General features: G+C 46.9%; 16 protein-coding genes. All 16 read right to left on the bottom strand.

Translation table 11 applies throughout. From position 1 onward, the window contains the following. Positions 1-12 precede the first annotated feature (12 nt). Positions 13-3,369 carry a TraQ conjugal transfer family protein gene (locus tag GVT53_RS12130; RefSeq protein WP_119648297.1) on the bottom strand — a complete coding sequence of 1,119 codons (3,357 nt, stop codon included), beginning with the start codon at positions 3,367-3,369 and terminating at the stop codon, positions 13-15. Between the two features lie 11 nt (positions 3,370-3,380). After that, complete coding sequence (locus GVT53_RS12125) at positions 3,381-3,932, bottom strand: conjugal transfer protein TraO (RefSeq protein ID WP_119648298.1); 552 nt, start codon at positions 3,930-3,932, stop codon at positions 3,381-3,383. Next, positions 3,929-4,912, bottom strand: a complete 984-nt coding sequence (locus tag GVT53_RS12120; protein ID WP_119648299.1) for a DUF4138 domain-containing protein — start codon at positions 4,910-4,912, stop codon at positions 3,929-3,931. Before GVT53_RS12120 ends, GVT53_RS12125 begins: the two co-directional genes overlap by 4 nt. Beyond that, the gene (traM, locus tag GVT53_RS12115; protein ID WP_166248845.1) at positions 4,909-5,877 is read right to left on the bottom strand and encodes a conjugative transposon protein TraM; all 969 of its coding nucleotides are present in this window, start codon (positions 5,875-5,877) and stop codon (positions 4,909-4,911) included. Before traM ends, GVT53_RS12120 begins: the two co-directional genes overlap by 4 nt. A gap of 64 nt (positions 5,878-5,941) precedes the next feature. Continuing rightward, the gene (locus tag GVT53_RS12110; protein WP_094997547.1) at positions 5,942-6,568 is read right to left on the bottom strand and encodes a hypothetical protein; all 627 of its coding nucleotides are present in this window, start codon (positions 6,566-6,568) and stop codon (positions 5,942-5,944) included. A gap of 8 nt (positions 6,569-6,576) precedes the next feature. Beyond that, positions 6,577-7,482, bottom strand: coding sequence for a TraJ family protein (locus tag GVT53_RS12105; protein ID WP_162987836.1), 906 nt, complete (start codon positions 7,480-7,482; stop codon positions 6,577-6,579). An 8-nt stretch (positions 7,483-7,490) separates the two neighbouring features. Further along, positions 7,491-8,123, bottom strand: a complete 633-nt coding sequence (locus GVT53_RS12100) for a TrbJ/VirB5 family protein (RefSeq protein ID WP_119648302.1) — start codon at positions 8,121-8,123, stop codon at positions 7,491-7,493. Further along, positions 8,120-10,723, bottom strand: a complete 2,604-nt coding sequence (locus tag GVT53_RS12095; protein ID WP_119648303.1) for a TraG family conjugative transposon ATPase — start codon at positions 10,721-10,723, stop codon at positions 8,120-8,122. Before GVT53_RS12095 ends, GVT53_RS12100 begins: the two co-directional genes overlap by 4 nt. Next, positions 10,708-11,031: a DUF4133 domain-containing protein gene (locus GVT53_RS12090; protein WP_094997551.1), complete on the bottom strand. Its 324-nt coding sequence runs from the start codon at positions 11,029-11,031 to the stop codon at positions 10,708-10,710. The genes GVT53_RS12095 and GVT53_RS12090 overlap by 16 nt, the downstream gene beginning before the upstream one ends. Positions 11,032-11,033: 2 nt before the next feature. Continuing rightward, positions 11,034-11,390: a hypothetical protein gene (locus tag GVT53_RS12085; protein ID WP_147378288.1), complete on the bottom strand. Its 357-nt coding sequence runs from the start codon at positions 11,388-11,390 to the stop codon at positions 11,034-11,036. Then, positions 11,323-11,499 (bottom strand): hypothetical protein, encoded by a 177-nt coding sequence (locus tag GVT53_RS12080; protein ID WP_166248844.1) that lies wholly within the window; start codon positions 11,497-11,499, stop codon positions 11,323-11,325. Before GVT53_RS12080 ends, GVT53_RS12085 begins: the two co-directional genes overlap by 68 nt. Before the next feature lie 176 nt (positions 11,500-11,675). Continuing rightward, positions 11,676-12,140, bottom strand: coding sequence for a hypothetical protein (locus GVT53_RS12075; protein WP_119648305.1), 465 nt, complete (start codon positions 12,138-12,140; stop codon positions 11,676-11,678). A 2-nt stretch (positions 12,141-12,142) separates the two neighbouring features. Beyond that, complete coding sequence (locus GVT53_RS12070; RefSeq protein ID WP_166248843.1) at positions 12,143-12,286, bottom strand: hypothetical protein; 144 nt, start codon at positions 12,284-12,286, stop codon at positions 12,143-12,145. 18 nt (positions 12,287-12,304) lie between these two features. Then, positions 12,305-12,817, bottom strand: a complete 513-nt coding sequence (locus GVT53_RS12065; RefSeq protein WP_166248842.1) for a ParA family protein — start codon at positions 12,815-12,817, stop codon at positions 12,305-12,307. A 240-nt stretch (positions 12,818-13,057) separates the two neighbouring features. Continuing rightward, positions 13,058-13,456: a hypothetical protein gene (locus tag GVT53_RS12060; RefSeq protein WP_094997555.1), complete on the bottom strand. Its 399-nt coding sequence runs from the start codon at positions 13,454-13,456 to the stop codon at positions 13,058-13,060. After that, positions 13,456-15,921, bottom strand: coding sequence for a type IV secretory system conjugative DNA transfer family protein (locus GVT53_RS12055; protein ID WP_119648307.1), 2,466 nt, complete (start codon positions 15,919-15,921; stop codon positions 13,456-13,458). The genes GVT53_RS12060 and GVT53_RS12055 overlap by 1 nt, the downstream gene beginning before the upstream one ends. Between the last annotated feature and the right edge of the window lie 42 nt (positions 15,922-15,963).

Here is a 15,963-nt window from a genome sequence, read left to right as displayed (position 1 = left end):
ACCCCCTTTTGATCATACTCTAACAATTTTCCCCGATGTCCATTCACTCCACTGGCCATTGGTATCCCTGACCCGGACCTCAAAGTCCTGATCAAGATATTTCAAACGGCTTTCTCGGGGTTCCTCTTCCAACATGAAATATCGATCCACTCCACTGCCCGTGGCTTCGTTGTAATTGAACAATCGGGTATCCCACCGGTTGGTACTCCTGTTGAATATCCTGATTTCCACCTGGTCCAGCGTAGCACCGCCATAGGCTTCCGAGCACCCGATATCAAAACAGGTATAGATCCTGACCTGATAATCGCAGCCGTTCAATCCACCACAACTGACATTGTGCTTTTCCCCTTTTACAAAAGCCACGGGCCTTCCTAAAGTGTCAACAAATGTGCTTCCGCTTTTGGAGTGTCCTGTTGAGTTCTCCACCTCAAAATCAATGGTAAACGTATTTGGGGTCTCTGGATAGAAAGTAAGGTTGGTACTCCCGTAGTTCAACGGAATTGTCTCCCCCTCATCATATCTATTTCCGCCATAAAAGAAATAACCGACACGGTTTCCATTGAAAGAATATGTCATTTGATAGGTCACGGCCGGATCATGGGTGCCAATGGCATTGGTAATGACCGTGATGTTAAAGGGTTCTTCTTCCAAACGTTCCCCAGGGGCCTGACTAACGGTCAACTCGAATGGTTCCTCGTACCTTTCATAGTTGATATTGACATTGGCCGTTTTCTCCACATCCGATGAGGAGCGCACCGTAAAAGTGATGTTATGGTTGCCCTCGGTCGTTCCGGTATATTTTCCTGAAAATGCCCCCACGGGTACATCAAAACTTTCCCCAGCAGAGTAATTGGTGCCCGCATATTCAAAAGAACCATTGTTACCATTTGCCGAAAAATACATCACGTAGGTGTCCCCACCGATTCCGATTTCGGAAATATTGAAGTTAACATCCACCTGTTCCCCGATATAGGCCTGCTGCAATGTGCCCGATGCGGTAAAGGTGTAATCCTTGGCCGCAACGTTTACCGTTATATCCACGGTTTTCTCCAATCCGGTATCGTTTCGGACCGTGAAGGCCATTCGAACGGTACTTTCATTGGTACCTTCGAGCGTCCAGTTAAAGTTGCCCGTATTGACATCATAACTGTTCCCGGGGCTTACCTCTATACCATTGTTGTCCCTGATGAGCGCATTGCCGTTCATACTGAATCGCATCGTGTAATCCGAAGACCCGACACTTTCCGAAATATTAAAATTGAGGCCAGTGGTTTCCCCTACGGTTATGTCCGATTTTTGGGTGCCCCCGGTAAAGGTAAAGTCGACCTGGTCAAAAGTGATGGTAGTGTTGGCCGTTCGGGTAACGTCCGATCCCGATTCGACACTGAGAACGATAGTATGCTGTCCGGGTTCCGATCCGGTATAGGAAATATTGTTGACCCCGGCACCCAAAGGAAATTGTTCCCCCGGACCATAGGTTATACCATTAATGGACATCGACCCGTTTTGACTAGAGGAAAAGAAAGCCGTGTAACTGTCGTTCGCTCCGTCGGGAACTTCGTCGATATCCACGATCATACCCACCGGAATGTTGGAAAACTCAGTAGCCTTGGACGGGGTCATATTGACCGTAAAGTCGTTGTTGCCAACGACAACGGTAACCTTATCTTCAAGGATCTGACCGTTGCTGTCACGAAGCAAAAAGGTTATTTCGTAGGTTCCTGCCTGGTCCCCAACGAAATCATACGCAAAGCTTCCCGGACTTACCGAAAAATATTGGCTAGGGATTATTGGCGAATTTCCATTGTACAATTGTGCGTCACCACCTGAAATAAAGTAATTCAGTTCATAGGAAACCCCATCGTAATCCCCTTGTTCGATAAGGCTGAGTGAAATTGTACCGCGCTGGCCTACCAATACCTCGTTGCTATTGGCCGAGGCATTGAATTCCAGTTCAAGGGGATTGGCATCCAGATCGATCTCCACAGGTCCGACCGCTTGCCCGTAATTGTCCGTAACGAGAAAATTGATGCGATGCGGACCCAAGGTTTCGGGCGTATAAAACAATGGGAAATTACCCAAGTCGACCGGATAGTCGGTATTGTTCCGGATCGTATTTCCATTGACCCCAGTAACCCTTCCGTTTCCTTCTTCTAGGTCATAGGTCAGGAAATAATCGATATTGGATGTGTTACCGTTCGATTTAATGTTGAAATTAAGCTGTGTCCGTTGGTTTACGAATACCTGGTTGCTTTCCGAATTTCCGCTAAACGTGAAGGGAATGTTGGCAATCTCGATCTCGACACTGTCCCTTTTCCTCTGGCCATTGCTGTCTCGTATATCAAAATAGATTTTGCGCTGCCCCAATTCATCGTCCTCAAAAGTATAGTTATAATTGCCGGGATCAATGCCGCGAAAAGTCCCGGGGTCCATGACCCCGCCATTCTGGTCCCGTACAACTCCCGCGCCTTGGCTATCGGAAGAAAAGGAATGGCTAATATCATAGGTAACTTCGCTTTCCTCGTCCTGTGTCTGCAAATCGACATTGATTGCCAGGTTGGTATCCAGCTCCACCTGTGAGGATGCCGCGGTTGCCCTGAACGTGAAATCGACATTTCCGACCGTCAGCAGCAGCTCATTCGTCAGGGATGCCCCATCGGGAGCCTTGGCAACCATGGTCAATTTGTGCTCGCCCAAGGTTTCTGGTAAGTAGCCAAATTCGGTAACGCCCTTGGGCAACTTGAAGGGGGTTCCAGCATTGTAGGTAACATCGTCCAAATGAAGCTTGCCCGAACCATCTTCCAGTTGGTAGGTAATCTCAAATTCCTCGGTCGAATCCCCATCCGGAGCTACCGTGTTCTTGTCCCGTAACAAGGTTACATTGACGGGGTTCCGGCTATTGATAATGAAATCCCCGGTACCCTTGCCCAAGAGAAAGCTGAAACTGGCGTACTTGACATTGTAGGCCAACTCCAACTCCTTTTGCAATCGGTTTGAATCCCAGGCCAATACCTTGACTTTGTGCATACCCGTATCGATGGGCATATAGCGGTAAGAAAGGTCAAAATCCTTGACGGGGATGGTATCGTTTTCGCGGATGGTATCGTTTTCCGTACCTAAATAATAGCCTTTCCCGTCAAGGATATTATATTTCATGAAATAGGAAACGGTAGAGACCATCCGATCGGGTTCCAAGCTGAAATCCGTTCTTACAGCTTCAAATACAAAGCCGTTTTCCTCGTTCGTGCCATGAAAGGTAAAATCAAAGGAATCCTGCACTATTCCTTCAAAGTCCTTGCTACAGGCAATTATAAATATCATGCATAGCGTACCTATGGCGACTATGCGTTGTGGGGTATTGAATTTCATAACGTCGCTTTTTAAAACAAAAAATACCGTAGGCCGACGCCGACATACGGATAAAAATTTCCCACGTCCGAATTGACATGGTAGTATTCGTTGGCCTTGACCAATAGCGAAAAATCGTTACTTAGGCCTATTTCCATTTCCGCACCGAGATAAAGGCCGTAAATAAATTGGCTTTTGCCATTGATAAGCGCACCGGTGGGCAGTTCATTGCTCCCGTTGTTGATAACCTCGTATCCGAACAGCCCACCGCCACCGAGGAAAAGGCTAAAATTTTTTCTTCGCGGCGCCATGAATACACGATAGTAAAGCCCCGGCTGAATAGTGAAAATATTATAGGGAATATTTTGGGCACCCTTGTCCTCGGCAATTGCGGCCAAAACACTTATCTGAAAATATTGGAACCGATTGGGATGAAAATTAAACGTTCCCATAATACCATAACCATCCTCGACATAGCCACCGCTCACGCCGACCGAAGAAGCAAGGTTGCCCCGCATTTGGCCTGAGATGGATGAAGCCGCAAGACAAAATAGTATCGCGATGAAAAATCCTGTTGTTTTCATAATTTAAATCCTGATGGGTTATTGATGACAAGTTGGTCTATATCCAAGGACAGGTTTCGATTGCCCTTTTCCTCATCCAGATCCACCATGAGGGACTTTCTCCGGTCAAGGGTAAACTTATCGAAGACCACCATGAAATAGTTCTCGGAATTCCCCTCGACTTTTTTGGGAACTTTGTACCTGAACAAGGGTTTGTGTTCCGTCTTGACATTGCTCGAACTATTCTTGTAGTTGGTGGCGATGCTGAACTTTATAAAATTGACATCATAGTCGATATGTTCCTTGTTCTCCAAGCGAAACTGCAGGTATATTTCGTTATTTTCATAATACACGTTCTCCAGCCAGAGAAATACATCATCGTATTTTGAAAAATATCGGATGATCTTGCCCTTGTTGAACTGGTTGTAATAACATCTCCGCCGTATATATTCCATTCTATCCAAGACATACAATTCCTGGGTAAGCGGCAAGGGTTCCCTATCAATTTCCTTTTCGGGCTTAATCTCCAATTTTTCCCCAACTGTTCCGCTGGGTGCCATGGTGTCTTTTATATCAGGAGATGACGCAAAGTCGGATTCATTCAATTCAGTAACACTTTTCTTATGGGATAGCTCTTCGAGGTTATCGACCATGTCGGTGGTTATGGTCCATCTCTTCTTGGCGGGGATGTCCACCAGTTCCAGGATAAAATCATAGGCACGACCGTCACGGGTATAAATGGTATAGTTCGTAAAATCGGAGGTGTCGGGTGCCACATCGTTATAGATAAGCAAAACGATACGCTCTGAGGTTGCGGAAGCACTTTTCGTCGGGAAGGACTCCAAAAAATTCAGCTCCTTCCCATTGATGGAAAAATCATAAGGGGCGGGCAGTACCAGAATGGTTTTATAGTTCCTTGAAACCGGAATGGTGTCCATTTTCGCCATAACCGATAGAGACCCCAATAGCCCAATTATTGTAAGTACAGCTTTTATTTTCATTGTGTTGCCAATAAGAGTTCATAATCATCCATCAATAGGATTTTTTCCTTTTCCCGTAACCTTTTTTTTCGAAGGAAAGTCCCCAACCCTTGGGCGATGCCTTTTAAAACATCCGGTGCGCCGCTGGTAATTTCGTCGGTGGCCCCTCGCAGTGCATCGCCTCCCATTTCGGCCTTGTACTCCCTCCAGAGTTCCCCGGCCCTTTTGTTGTAGATTCCTTCCCTGCCATCGTTGAAGTCCCTGACGGAGATATCGACCGGATGGTGCTCGATATTGTCTATATCCAAATACACCCTGTTTCCCCGTATGGAAGCCATAGCGTAGATGAAGGTATTTTTGGGAAATCGTTTTTCGCTAAGGACCATATCTTCCATGAGTAGGAGCCTTACGTTCTCATTGGGCAAGATGAATTGGTCGCCATATACGGTTGCCCTAAAGAAGATTGGCTTTTTGGTAACGGGCATCCGTTCCTGTTGGGGCCTGCGGTTCCCTCTCAAGGATTCCCCGACTATTTTCTTTTTTCCCTCCAGCAGCATCTCACGGTAGGCCAAGCGGTTCTCGACGAATTTTTGCTTCTGCTCTTCAGCGGTCTTTGCGCTCTTCTTTTCCCTCTCCACGGTTTTCTTTCCATCGGGGATTTCGGCCTGCACCGTTTCCTGTGGTTTAGCATCCAGGGAGAGCCCTTCCAATCGCTTCAAGATCTTCTGGAGAGAATCGTTTTGCGAATCATTCATTTGGGTCATGTCCGGTAAGGACGAAGATTTCCCTACCTTTTTCTTTTCAGTTGAGTCCTTTAATTTCCAAGGCTCGGCGATAGCTTCGGATTCCAAGGTCGGAACCTTGCCGGGAAGTTCTGGATTGAAGCCATTCGTAGGATCGGTAGTGTCGCCGAACCCCATTTGAAAATCCTTGACGTTCTCAATGACAAAAAAACTGGTCAGTACCAGAATAAAAGGTAGGGCCATAGCAAAATTTCTGTGCCTTACGACCCATCGCTTCAAACGTTTTATGTTGCCACTGAATTTCATGTTACCTACGCTCGAGATCGGAATTGTCCACGACCTCAAAGTCGATAATCTTGATTCCGTTCAGGTTGTTTGGGGTAATGCCCGCTTTTTTCAGGTGCCCCTTGGTGACCAAGTTCCTATACGTTGTGGATTTGCCTTTTTCTATGGCCTGTTTGCCGTAAAAAGTAAACGGAAACGGATAGGTTGCATAGTCGATTTGAATCGAATCAAGTTCCACAAAGTAGTGATAGTCACGCATTACCACATCATGGAAGTATTTTTTTTCGACCAAACGGGCATATAAACGGTTGCCTGACCAATCGACCATGAACAAGGCTTTTTCCTCTATGTTTCTTTTGATCAGGTTCAGATCGGGTTCCAACGAGAAAAACAGTTCATGAAAGTTTTGGACGTGACCTTCGCAAAGAATTTCGAGGTTTTCCTTGGCATCCCTGATCGGTACCATGGGGAGGCGTTGCCCCCCGTGCAGCACATAGGCGTTATTGTTGGCACGCTCATGGGCCGATACCACGAAATAGATGGCAATCGCGAAGACCGCTATCATCAAGATCAGGCAGCTATAGACGAGCCTGTTGTTGTGCCTTCTACTTTGGGCGATATCATTGAATATCTCGTATTTTCCTTTCATAATCCTAATTATTGCGTAAGTGTCCTAACCGCTTTTGTGGCCCCGCCGCTCTTTGCATCGATGACCGTTTGTATTGCTTTTTTGCCATAGTGCTTGGGCTTGGAGACGATGCCCCCACCCGATATGTTAAGTCCCTGCACTACAAAGTTGGCCAGTGTAGGGGCCTTGATATAGAAGAAGGAGGTCATCAAGACCAGAAGGGAGGAACTCAAAATCAATCCGAGGTCGTAGGCACTGTTACGCAACAAATGGTCCACGAGCGCATCGACAAGATTGACCATAAACATATCCACTACATATAACATGGGAAGCCAAAGACAGAGGCTCATGAACTTTTGCAACCATGCTTTCCAAAGGCCCGAAATGGCGGGAATGAACGAAAGCCCGATATTGATCGGCCCGAAAATGATAAGGATGAACAGGTAAATGGTGGCCAATGCCTTGATGCCCACGAAAATCAGCGTAGAGATAATATGTGCGAAGGCCGTTATGGAACCTGCCAGACCCGTAAGGGCAAAGGATTGCAGTCCATCGATATCCATGCTGAACATGTTCCATTCTACCACATTGTTGGCTGCCACATCGATTTGGGCCAAGGCCACCTTTTGCCCGATGGTATCCCAGTTCTTTTGGGTACTGACAAATGAGGAGCCGAGGTTGTTATAAAATTCAAAGATGGCGTGTGCAAACTCGGAGTAGTTGAAAAGGATGAACATCAAGGGAAACCACTTTAGGGCCTTGAACACATCGGCGCGATCATTGCCCACAAAATGCATGATGGCGAAAATGCCCAACCCGATCTTTGCCATTTGGAAGCCAATGCCCAAGGTAGGGCCTAAATTCGCGAAGGCATCATCGATATATTGGTCGAATATCGTGTTGACCGTTACCCTAAAACCTGTATCCGATTGCATTACGTACATCAATTGGTCTTAATCAATGAATAGACCGCTTTGCGGTGTTCGTTTTTCTGTAAAAGGGAGGTGTTGACTTTTATGATGGTTTCCAGCACGCTGTCCATTTTGTCCAAGATCGACCGTAGTGCCGAAAGCCGGTCGGCCGATTCGATGATCTCGCCCGTGGAGGCGATATGCGACCCTTGTGAGACCAAGGAGGTAACCTGCACGAGGGCATCGGCCAACGCTTCGGTCGCCCTTTCCTTTTCCACCTTTTCCAGATTGGCGAACGAGCGCAGGTTTTTCTGAGTACCCTTATAGGCTTCCACGATCTTGTCCTTCAAGTCATATAGCTCGTTCATTTCTGGACTTCCCATGACATAGCTGGCGGGGGTCCTTTTTGCGGTCAGGTCCTGGCTAAGGATTTTGGAGGCACTGGAATTTGCGGTAACGTTCCGTTCCATCTGTGCCAAAAGCTTGCCCATGGTCGAGTTCAAGGTGACCAGTTGCGAATTCAGCGTGGCCACATTTTGATTGAGGATGACCAGTTGCGCGTTCGCCGCCACATCGGTTACGGGAATCTGGGCGGCCCCAAAATAAGGGAGTAGCCCGATTAAAATTCTTAGGTAAACAATTCTTGGTTTCAAGTATATCATCATTTTCTATTTTTAGGGTTAATGTCGCTGCCGTTCAAATTCCCAGAACCGGATTCCGCCAGTTCGTTCTGCAGCTGTTTGTAGGCGTTGGCCGTTCTTACCCAATCACGGCCATGTTTTTCATGGAGACGGTTGATCTTTGCTTTTTCATTGGGATTGGTCTCGAACAGGCATTTGGTGGGCAACGAGGTCTCCAATCCGAACACCTTGACCCGGTCCTTCCAACAAATGGCCATTTCCCTTAGCTTTCGGCCCATGGGCAAATCTTTGTTGATGGATAGGATCAGTTGCTTCTGTTTCTCGTTCAGGCCCAATAACCGTTGGATCTCCCCAAAGGAATTTCCGAATTCGCCGAGGTCCAGCAACACCTTAATATGGCTGTTGACCACAATGGTATTGCCGATGTATTTGGATTTGACGAAATCGCTTACCTTTTGCGAGATAAAAATGGGCTGCCCCCCATATTTCCGGGCCATTCTGGACTTGGCGTCAAAGTAGTGGGCCATTATCGGATTGTCGAACAGGTTCCACGCCTCGTCAACGACCAATATTTTGTTTAGGGAAAGTTTTTTGGGATCCTTCAGTTTTTTGTCGAACACATCGATCATCAGGAACGCCAGGATCGGAAAGAGCTGTTCGTTTTCGATCAGGTTTTCGAGTTTGAAGTATACCAACCTTTCACGACCCAATTGGGCTATCCTTTTGTCCCTACTGTTCAACAGGTATGCCCTGGGGCCATCGTGGGCATATTTGCCCAAGAGCAGTAAAAACAGATTGGGGTCGAAGACTTCCTTTCGTATGCCCTTGGAATCCATAAGCCGCTCCAAATGCCTTTCCGAATACCCATAAAAAGTATTGAAGGAGTTATCGGGATTATCCTTAAGGAACTGGTCCCTATAATATCCCTGTACCAACAATTCGATAATGGTCTGGATTACGGCACTGTCATGACCGTCGTCCGTTGTAGTATCCTTTCGCCCCAATAGAAGATAGACCAATGCGATAAGCTGCGTCAGCTTGTGCTCGGTAAGCATCTTTTGGCCGTCTTTTTCTACCATATCCCCCGGATCCAGCATAAAGGGGTTGAACGTAAAGGGATTTTTGTCGTCGTTCTCTATGACGACCCCGTCCAGATGGTCCAGCAACTTGTCATAGGAATTCCCGTTCTCAAGAATGAGGATTTCCGCTCCCTCGCGATATTCGGAGAACAGGTAGGCATTGGCAAAAAAGGTCTTTCCGCCACCGGAACCGGAGGCGATGAGCATGCCCCGGTTAAAGATCCAGTCCTTTGCCTCGGGATCGCGGTAGAGACTTACCAATAAAGGTTTTCCCGTGGCCCTATCGACCATGCGCAGGCCGTGGGGGCCGTGCATCCTGTTTCGATATCCCCCTTCAAAATACCAAAGGCTGGCCGCCATCTCCGAGGAAAAGGGGCTGAAGAGTTCCATGCTGAGTCCGATGCCGTTGCCAAGGATACCCCCAAAAAAGAGGTTTTTCCGATCCACGGTATTTTCCTTGGCATGAATACCCAGCTTCCGAAAGGCCGACCGGACGGAATTGCACATCGACCTAAAGGACTTTTTGGAATTGGAAATGCCCAATACGTTCAAGTGATAATAGACCAGTTCCTTATGCTCGTTAAGGATATGCTGCTGGAACTCATAGATTTGGTCCCGGTAGGTGCTGTTCTTGTCCCCCTTGCGGTTCCGGGCATATTTGTCAAGTCGTTTCGCCTTCGACCGAAGTTTGGCCATGGCCTTCTCCTTTTCGGGTATATAGATATATTGGTTGACAATATGTTCCTGCGGAATCCTGAACCCCAAGGAAAACAGGTTTCCTATAGGAAAGAGGTTGTTCCCTGTACTGTATTTTCCAAAATATTCGTGAAAGGCCATATCCTCCTTGGAGAACTGGTCCAGGTTTTCCAAAGTGAAGTACTGTCCCTGTTTTTCGCCGATCCGCAGCCCGTAGTCGGAAAAATCGATATCCCTGCCCGTACCTTCCCCGTAGCCCGCTTCCAGATAACAGTCGTAATAGCCCGATCGTCCGAAAAGCCCCTCGGAATCAAGGATTTTTGAGCTCATCAGGCCCGAATCGTTGATAAGGTCGTTGACGGCACCTACCCTGGCCTCGAAATCCGCCATTGTGTCCCCGTCGAGGTATTCTTCGGGAACATATTTTTGGCCGTAGAACCGGCGCTCTTTCTTTAAGAAGGAATTGGCCCCGATAGGCGTTCGGCCGATATAGTTTTTGGGTACTTTGTGGATGGCCAGATAGCACCGGTGCTCCAAAAAAGGCCTGTCCTTGAAATAGCGTTCGTCCTCGGTCTCGAAAAAATCCCGTTCCAACCGCTGTCGGTCCATGGCATAGGTTTCTCCGAAGAACAGGTCCTGTTTGTGCAAAAGACAGTTCTCGCCCAGGATTTCCAAGATACCCGAGACCATCCGGTTCAGGTTCAGATAATCCTTGCTGTCCAAAGTGTAGATTTCGGGAAGTTCCAATTGCAGCGGAATGCTCAGGCATCCTCGTTCCTTTGATACCAAGATCGGTGCCTCATAACCATAAATGGGAAAGGCATCCAGAAGATTCAATCTTTTTTCCATAGCACCAACTTTTTTTTATTGACATGGCCCTTAATGGTGTCCGGCCCCTTTCTGTCCGCTCGGGACTTGATAAAACCGTTTTCCCCATAAGCCTTTGAATAGAAAAGCATGAGTGCGATATAGAGGGCCGCGGTACAGAAGGAAAGCAAAAGGCTAAGAAAGGTAGGGATGACCGTACTGAGGAACAGTCCCACCATCAGGGACAGGAACGAGCCCTTAAAGGCTTGGTCCACATATTTAGCACGAAGCCCAAAGAAGGAAACGTCCTTTTGCAGGGCCTTTGGAATTTTGACCAGCTTGTTTTCCATGATCAGTTGGCCAAGTTTTCCCCGATTTCGATAAGGCCGTAGAAAATGACCAGCCCCACAATGGCGTTGCCCACTTTTCGGGCCATATCCTGGTTCTGTTCCCTGATGATGAGAAAGGCCAGTGCCGCGATGGCCAGAAGTACGCCTGCGGCAATCTTGATGATGCGGAAAATACTGTTCCCTATCTGTGCCGTACCCTGTTCCGCCTCGTTGACCTGATCGACCAGTTCATCGATCTGGGCAAAGCCGGCCGAATGGAAAGCAACAATAAGGAATAGTGTTAGGAAGACGTTAATCGGAGTCGTCCAGCTCCGGTTCCGGAGGGGACTCGGAGTTTTTGATAATCTTGAATTTTTCATGTTCTGGAATTAAGGATTCATTCTGAACATCTTTATCGGACGCATTGAAAATATCCAACAGCTCGGAGCTGGTTTCATTCTCATCGACACGGCTGAGTAACTGGTCCATATCTTTATCCTTTGAAGATGTGTTTTTTACAAATATATGTGATTTTTGCATATATGAATCATTTTCCTGAACATTTTTTTCGTTTTTTGATTTTTTAAGTATGACAAAGACCCATAGGTACCACAACAGGCACAGGATACCGATGACGGCATAGACGATATGTTCCCACTGCCAATTCAAATCTTGTCGATAATTCGTTGAAGTTCCCGAATGTTTTCTTGGTGGTAAATCTCCAGGGCCTTTCGCATGATATCGTTGCGCGATACCTTTTTTTCCAATTTATAGCTGCATGCGCTGGCCAGCCGTTCATAATCCTCGAAACAGGTCTTGCTCAACCTAAAGATAAACTGCTCCTTTTTGTCGGTATAATCGTTTTGCTCCATTAACCTCTCGAAATCCATTACTTTCCTTTGTTCTCTACGGCTTAACTTTGTCAACGGAAATGTACGGGCAAAGGCCCTATGCGTTCTGCTATCTTTAAGGGTGTCATCAGTTGTTTTATTTTGCTCCATCGGATTATTTCCAACTTTTCCGCCTGTGCCGTGCCGTTGTTCCCTCAGTCCCTCGACCTCTTCCTTGGTATCCGTATTATCTAGGATGGCCGATTCCAGCAAATCCTTAACGTTTACTTTTTTGCCCATTTTTAGTTTTTTGAAATTTTCATGACCTCTTCCATAAATCGTTTCAACCCCAGTTCCCCGTTCTCTTTTGTCTCGGGAATGGGAATTAGGGTATTCCGGTATCGCTCCCTGTATACGGTCCGTTCCATGACGACCTGTTCCATCATGGGCATCCCCGCTTTCGCCTAGGTTTTCCTTACCGCATTGAACTTATTGACCTTGACCAGCTCGTAGCGGTTGAAGAACAGGTTGACGGAACGAAGTACCCGATTTTCGTTCATTAGATAGTTCCGTTGCAGTGTTTTGTAAAACACCGCCGTACCGTCGATTTCCAGTTCGTCAAGGAAAAAGGGAATAAAGATATGTTCGACGTACAGCAGCCCCCTTACCATTTCCTCGTTAAGGTTTCCGGGGAAATCGACGATGATAAAATCCACGGTACCATAATATTTTTTAATCAACGGTTCCAAGGTCTGGACCGTTGCCCGCTCCACGGGAAACATCGGCATTTCGGTCGAACCTACCTGTCCAAGATCTCGGTTCCTCTTTTTGTACACAGAGTACTGGGGATTATCCATGTCGATCAATACTACTTTCTTCCCGTACAAGTGGAAAAGGTTGGTGGCCAAGATGATATTCAGGGTCGTCTTGCCACAACCGCCCTTTTCCCCCGTACATGAAATTATTTTTGTTTCCATAAATATACTTTTTAAAACCATAGTATCATATGGCCATATGACACTATGAACATTTGAAACTATATCCATATATAGCATTGAATATCTATTGCATTATACGTTGCTATATAGCAATGATTATAATGCTATGGACATTGCTATACAGCAATTGAACAAAGCATAGGTAGATTGTTGCGGACAATAATGGGGATATTGAACCTAAATCTTTTTAACGGCAAGAAATTACTTCGAATGCAAAATTTACAAGGACGATTTGAAATCCTTCATGGCCTCTGAAACCCGTTCCTCCAGCTCAAGGTATTTCTCGCGAAGTCCTTCTTGATAGACCATATTTTCCCCGAGATTACGCTTTTGCACGAACTCGTTATCGGGCAACAGGATCCAAATGGGGTTATAGCCCAAGCTGTAGAAATAGAGGATGATCTTGATTGAATTGACCATTGAGGAACCGCGCTCCACATTGGCCAAAGTTGTACGGTCCATGTTCAGGTAATCGCTTAGGTTGGTCATCGAAAACTGACTGAACCTTTTGTCCTCGACATCGTCCAATTCCACCAGTTCAAGACGTATTTCCTTTAAGCGTTCCCCGATATACCCCAAATCCTTGGAGTCCAGATTGATGATCGATTCATTGTCCATTATTCAAAATTTTCTATGGGATACGAGGAAAATTCCTCTTCAAAATTATACTCCGTCTCTTCCTGCCAAGCTGCCAAACTTTGGGACAGGGACTCATCAAGTTCCTTCCCGAAATCGTCCATGAACTTTTCCACGGCCGCCTCGGAGTTGTCGATTGATCTTGCAATTTCACCATTTATTTTCTTTTCGTCAAATATGGCACTCTTCAGCTCTTTTCCCGTAAGGGCTTTATACTCTTCTTTGACCAAGCTGTCCACTTCATTAATGATCTTGTCGAATTCGGCCTGGGCCACACGGTCCATTTCCGTACGTACCAAAAATTCCTCCACAATATAGGCCAATAACCTTTGCCAATCGGCGTCCCTAACACCCGTATTCAGCAGTTCCAGAATATCCTCCCTGAAATCGAACAGGCGAAGCTCCTTGACCACATCCTTAAAAATTCGGCGTTTGGTACCATTGGTAAATGCATTTTTGGCCGTTTCTTCCAGACGCTTTCCATAAAATTCGATGTACCCAATTTCCCTGGTAAACAGGCCCGAGACATTCTTCGGTAAATCCAGCTCCTCTATGAGCTTCATCTGTGCTTGGAAAAGTTCCCCGAAATTCTCCGGTTTGAAATCGTTGACAACGGGCAACTTGTGCTTCATGGCCCTTCGCTTGCCTTCGATGTCGGGGAGCAACTGGCCATAACATTTCTTTTCCTTGATCTGATGCTCGAAAGTATCGGCCACCAACCCTGCGAAATGTCCGGTGGACATGGATGCGATCTTGCTCCTGGGCAAGAGCTCCATCATCTGTGTACTCAGATTGGTACTTACGTCCGAACTGCTCGTGTTCTTCGAGACCTTTTCTTGATGGATCTTTCCGAAAAGCTCGCTCAACCGTTTGGCCGTCTCGCCCTTGGCCGCACCGCAGATAATGTTCGCACAGTTGTCATAGATGACATCGGCCAGTTCCCGGCCGTAGTCCAAGATCAGCTGTCCGACGCTCTGAAGCCCCAAAATGGTGGCGATCTTGTTTTCCCTCCCGGTATCGATTATGGTCCGCAACAACATGATGAACAGGGTGGGTACCTCGTCGATAAGCAATGCCATGTGCCGCTTGCCCGGTTTGTTTACCCGTTTGAGAATGGTGTTCATGTACAGGCCCAAGGGTGCGGAGTAGACTTCCTTCCGTTCGGGATTGTTCTGTAGCGATACGATTTTGGGATACCGGGGATCGTTCACCTCAAGACTGAAGTCGTTGCCCGACATCACATAGAAAATTTCCTTGGTCGCAATACTAGAAAGGCTTATCTGGACCGTACTGGTCTGGCCAGACAGTTGTTCCATGGCCTCCTTTTCCAATGCGTCCCGAAAAGGAACCAATATTTGGCGTACCTCTACGTCCTTGGTCATGATTTCCATCAATATATCGATCTTTACGGTGGTCAGAATGGCCAAATGCCCCGGGGTACAGAGATACCTGCCCGTTTCTTCCGATTTTTTCTTGAGATACCAGATACAGCCCCCTGTATAACTGATGGCACTACGTGAAAAATAGTCCTGCCGTTTTATCCATTCGGGATTCAGGTTTTTCATAAGGGTCGTGGCCGTATCGATGGCATCCGACTGATTGACCAGCCCATAGGGATCCATGGGGTTGTTCCGGTGCGTCATCCGAAGGTCATCAAAACAGATTCGGTAGAGCTTCGGGAAAGGCATTTCGGAATCGTTCCCATGCTTTTTTATGGCCTCCTGTAGATAACCGTACGCCTTACGGGTCAGCGTATCAAACTTAAAATCGTAGATGACCATGGCGTATTTCTTGTCGATGAACTGGGCCATGATCTCCTCGATAACGGAAAAGGATTTGCCGCTCCCCGGAGTGCCGATGACCAACAACGCCCTGAAAAGATTGACAAAATTAATCCATCCTTTCCGTTGTTTCCCATCGTGCGAATAGGTATATGGGATATTGGCGGAATATGGGGTATCTATACGCTCCCCAGTCTGCTCGAAGGTTTCCTTCGTATCGTTAAAGGGGTCATTTTTTGCCAAGTTCATGAAGTCCAAAAACTGGAACAATCGCATCCCGAAAGTCATCAATCCCAAGTAGGCCAATGAAAGAAATATCATGGAGGCCCACATCCCTAGTTCGGAAGCACCGTGGCACCACCAAGAAACGAACAGCAAGGCCAAGGACACGAGAAAGCCCGCAACACTTTTTCTGCGACCGACTTCCTCTTTTTTGACCGGACGGTACATCATAATACCGCCCATCAGAAGCCCCAGCAAGAGCAGACGGGCGACCATGCCTTGGGACGGTAGCCCGGACCGTACTAGAAAGGAATGGATGTTATCCGAGAATCCCTGATGCCCGTAATGGAATAAGTACAGGGCATATTGCTCCCGGAATAGGATAATGGCGAAGTGGAAAGCGGATAGGTACATGCCCATATAGCCCTTGTTCTTATCTTGCATGTCCTTTTCTTTTTTGGGTTTTCCTCGGTCTGTCCATGACAG

It is taken from the genome of Flagellimonas oceani, assembly GCF_011068285.1.
GTDB classification, from domain to species: domain Bacteria; phylum Bacteroidota; class Bacteroidia; order Flavobacteriales; family Flavobacteriaceae; genus Flagellimonas; species Flagellimonas oceani.
Note: the sequence above shows the minus strand (reverse complement) of the source record. Positions and strands in the feature narration are given on the sequence as shown.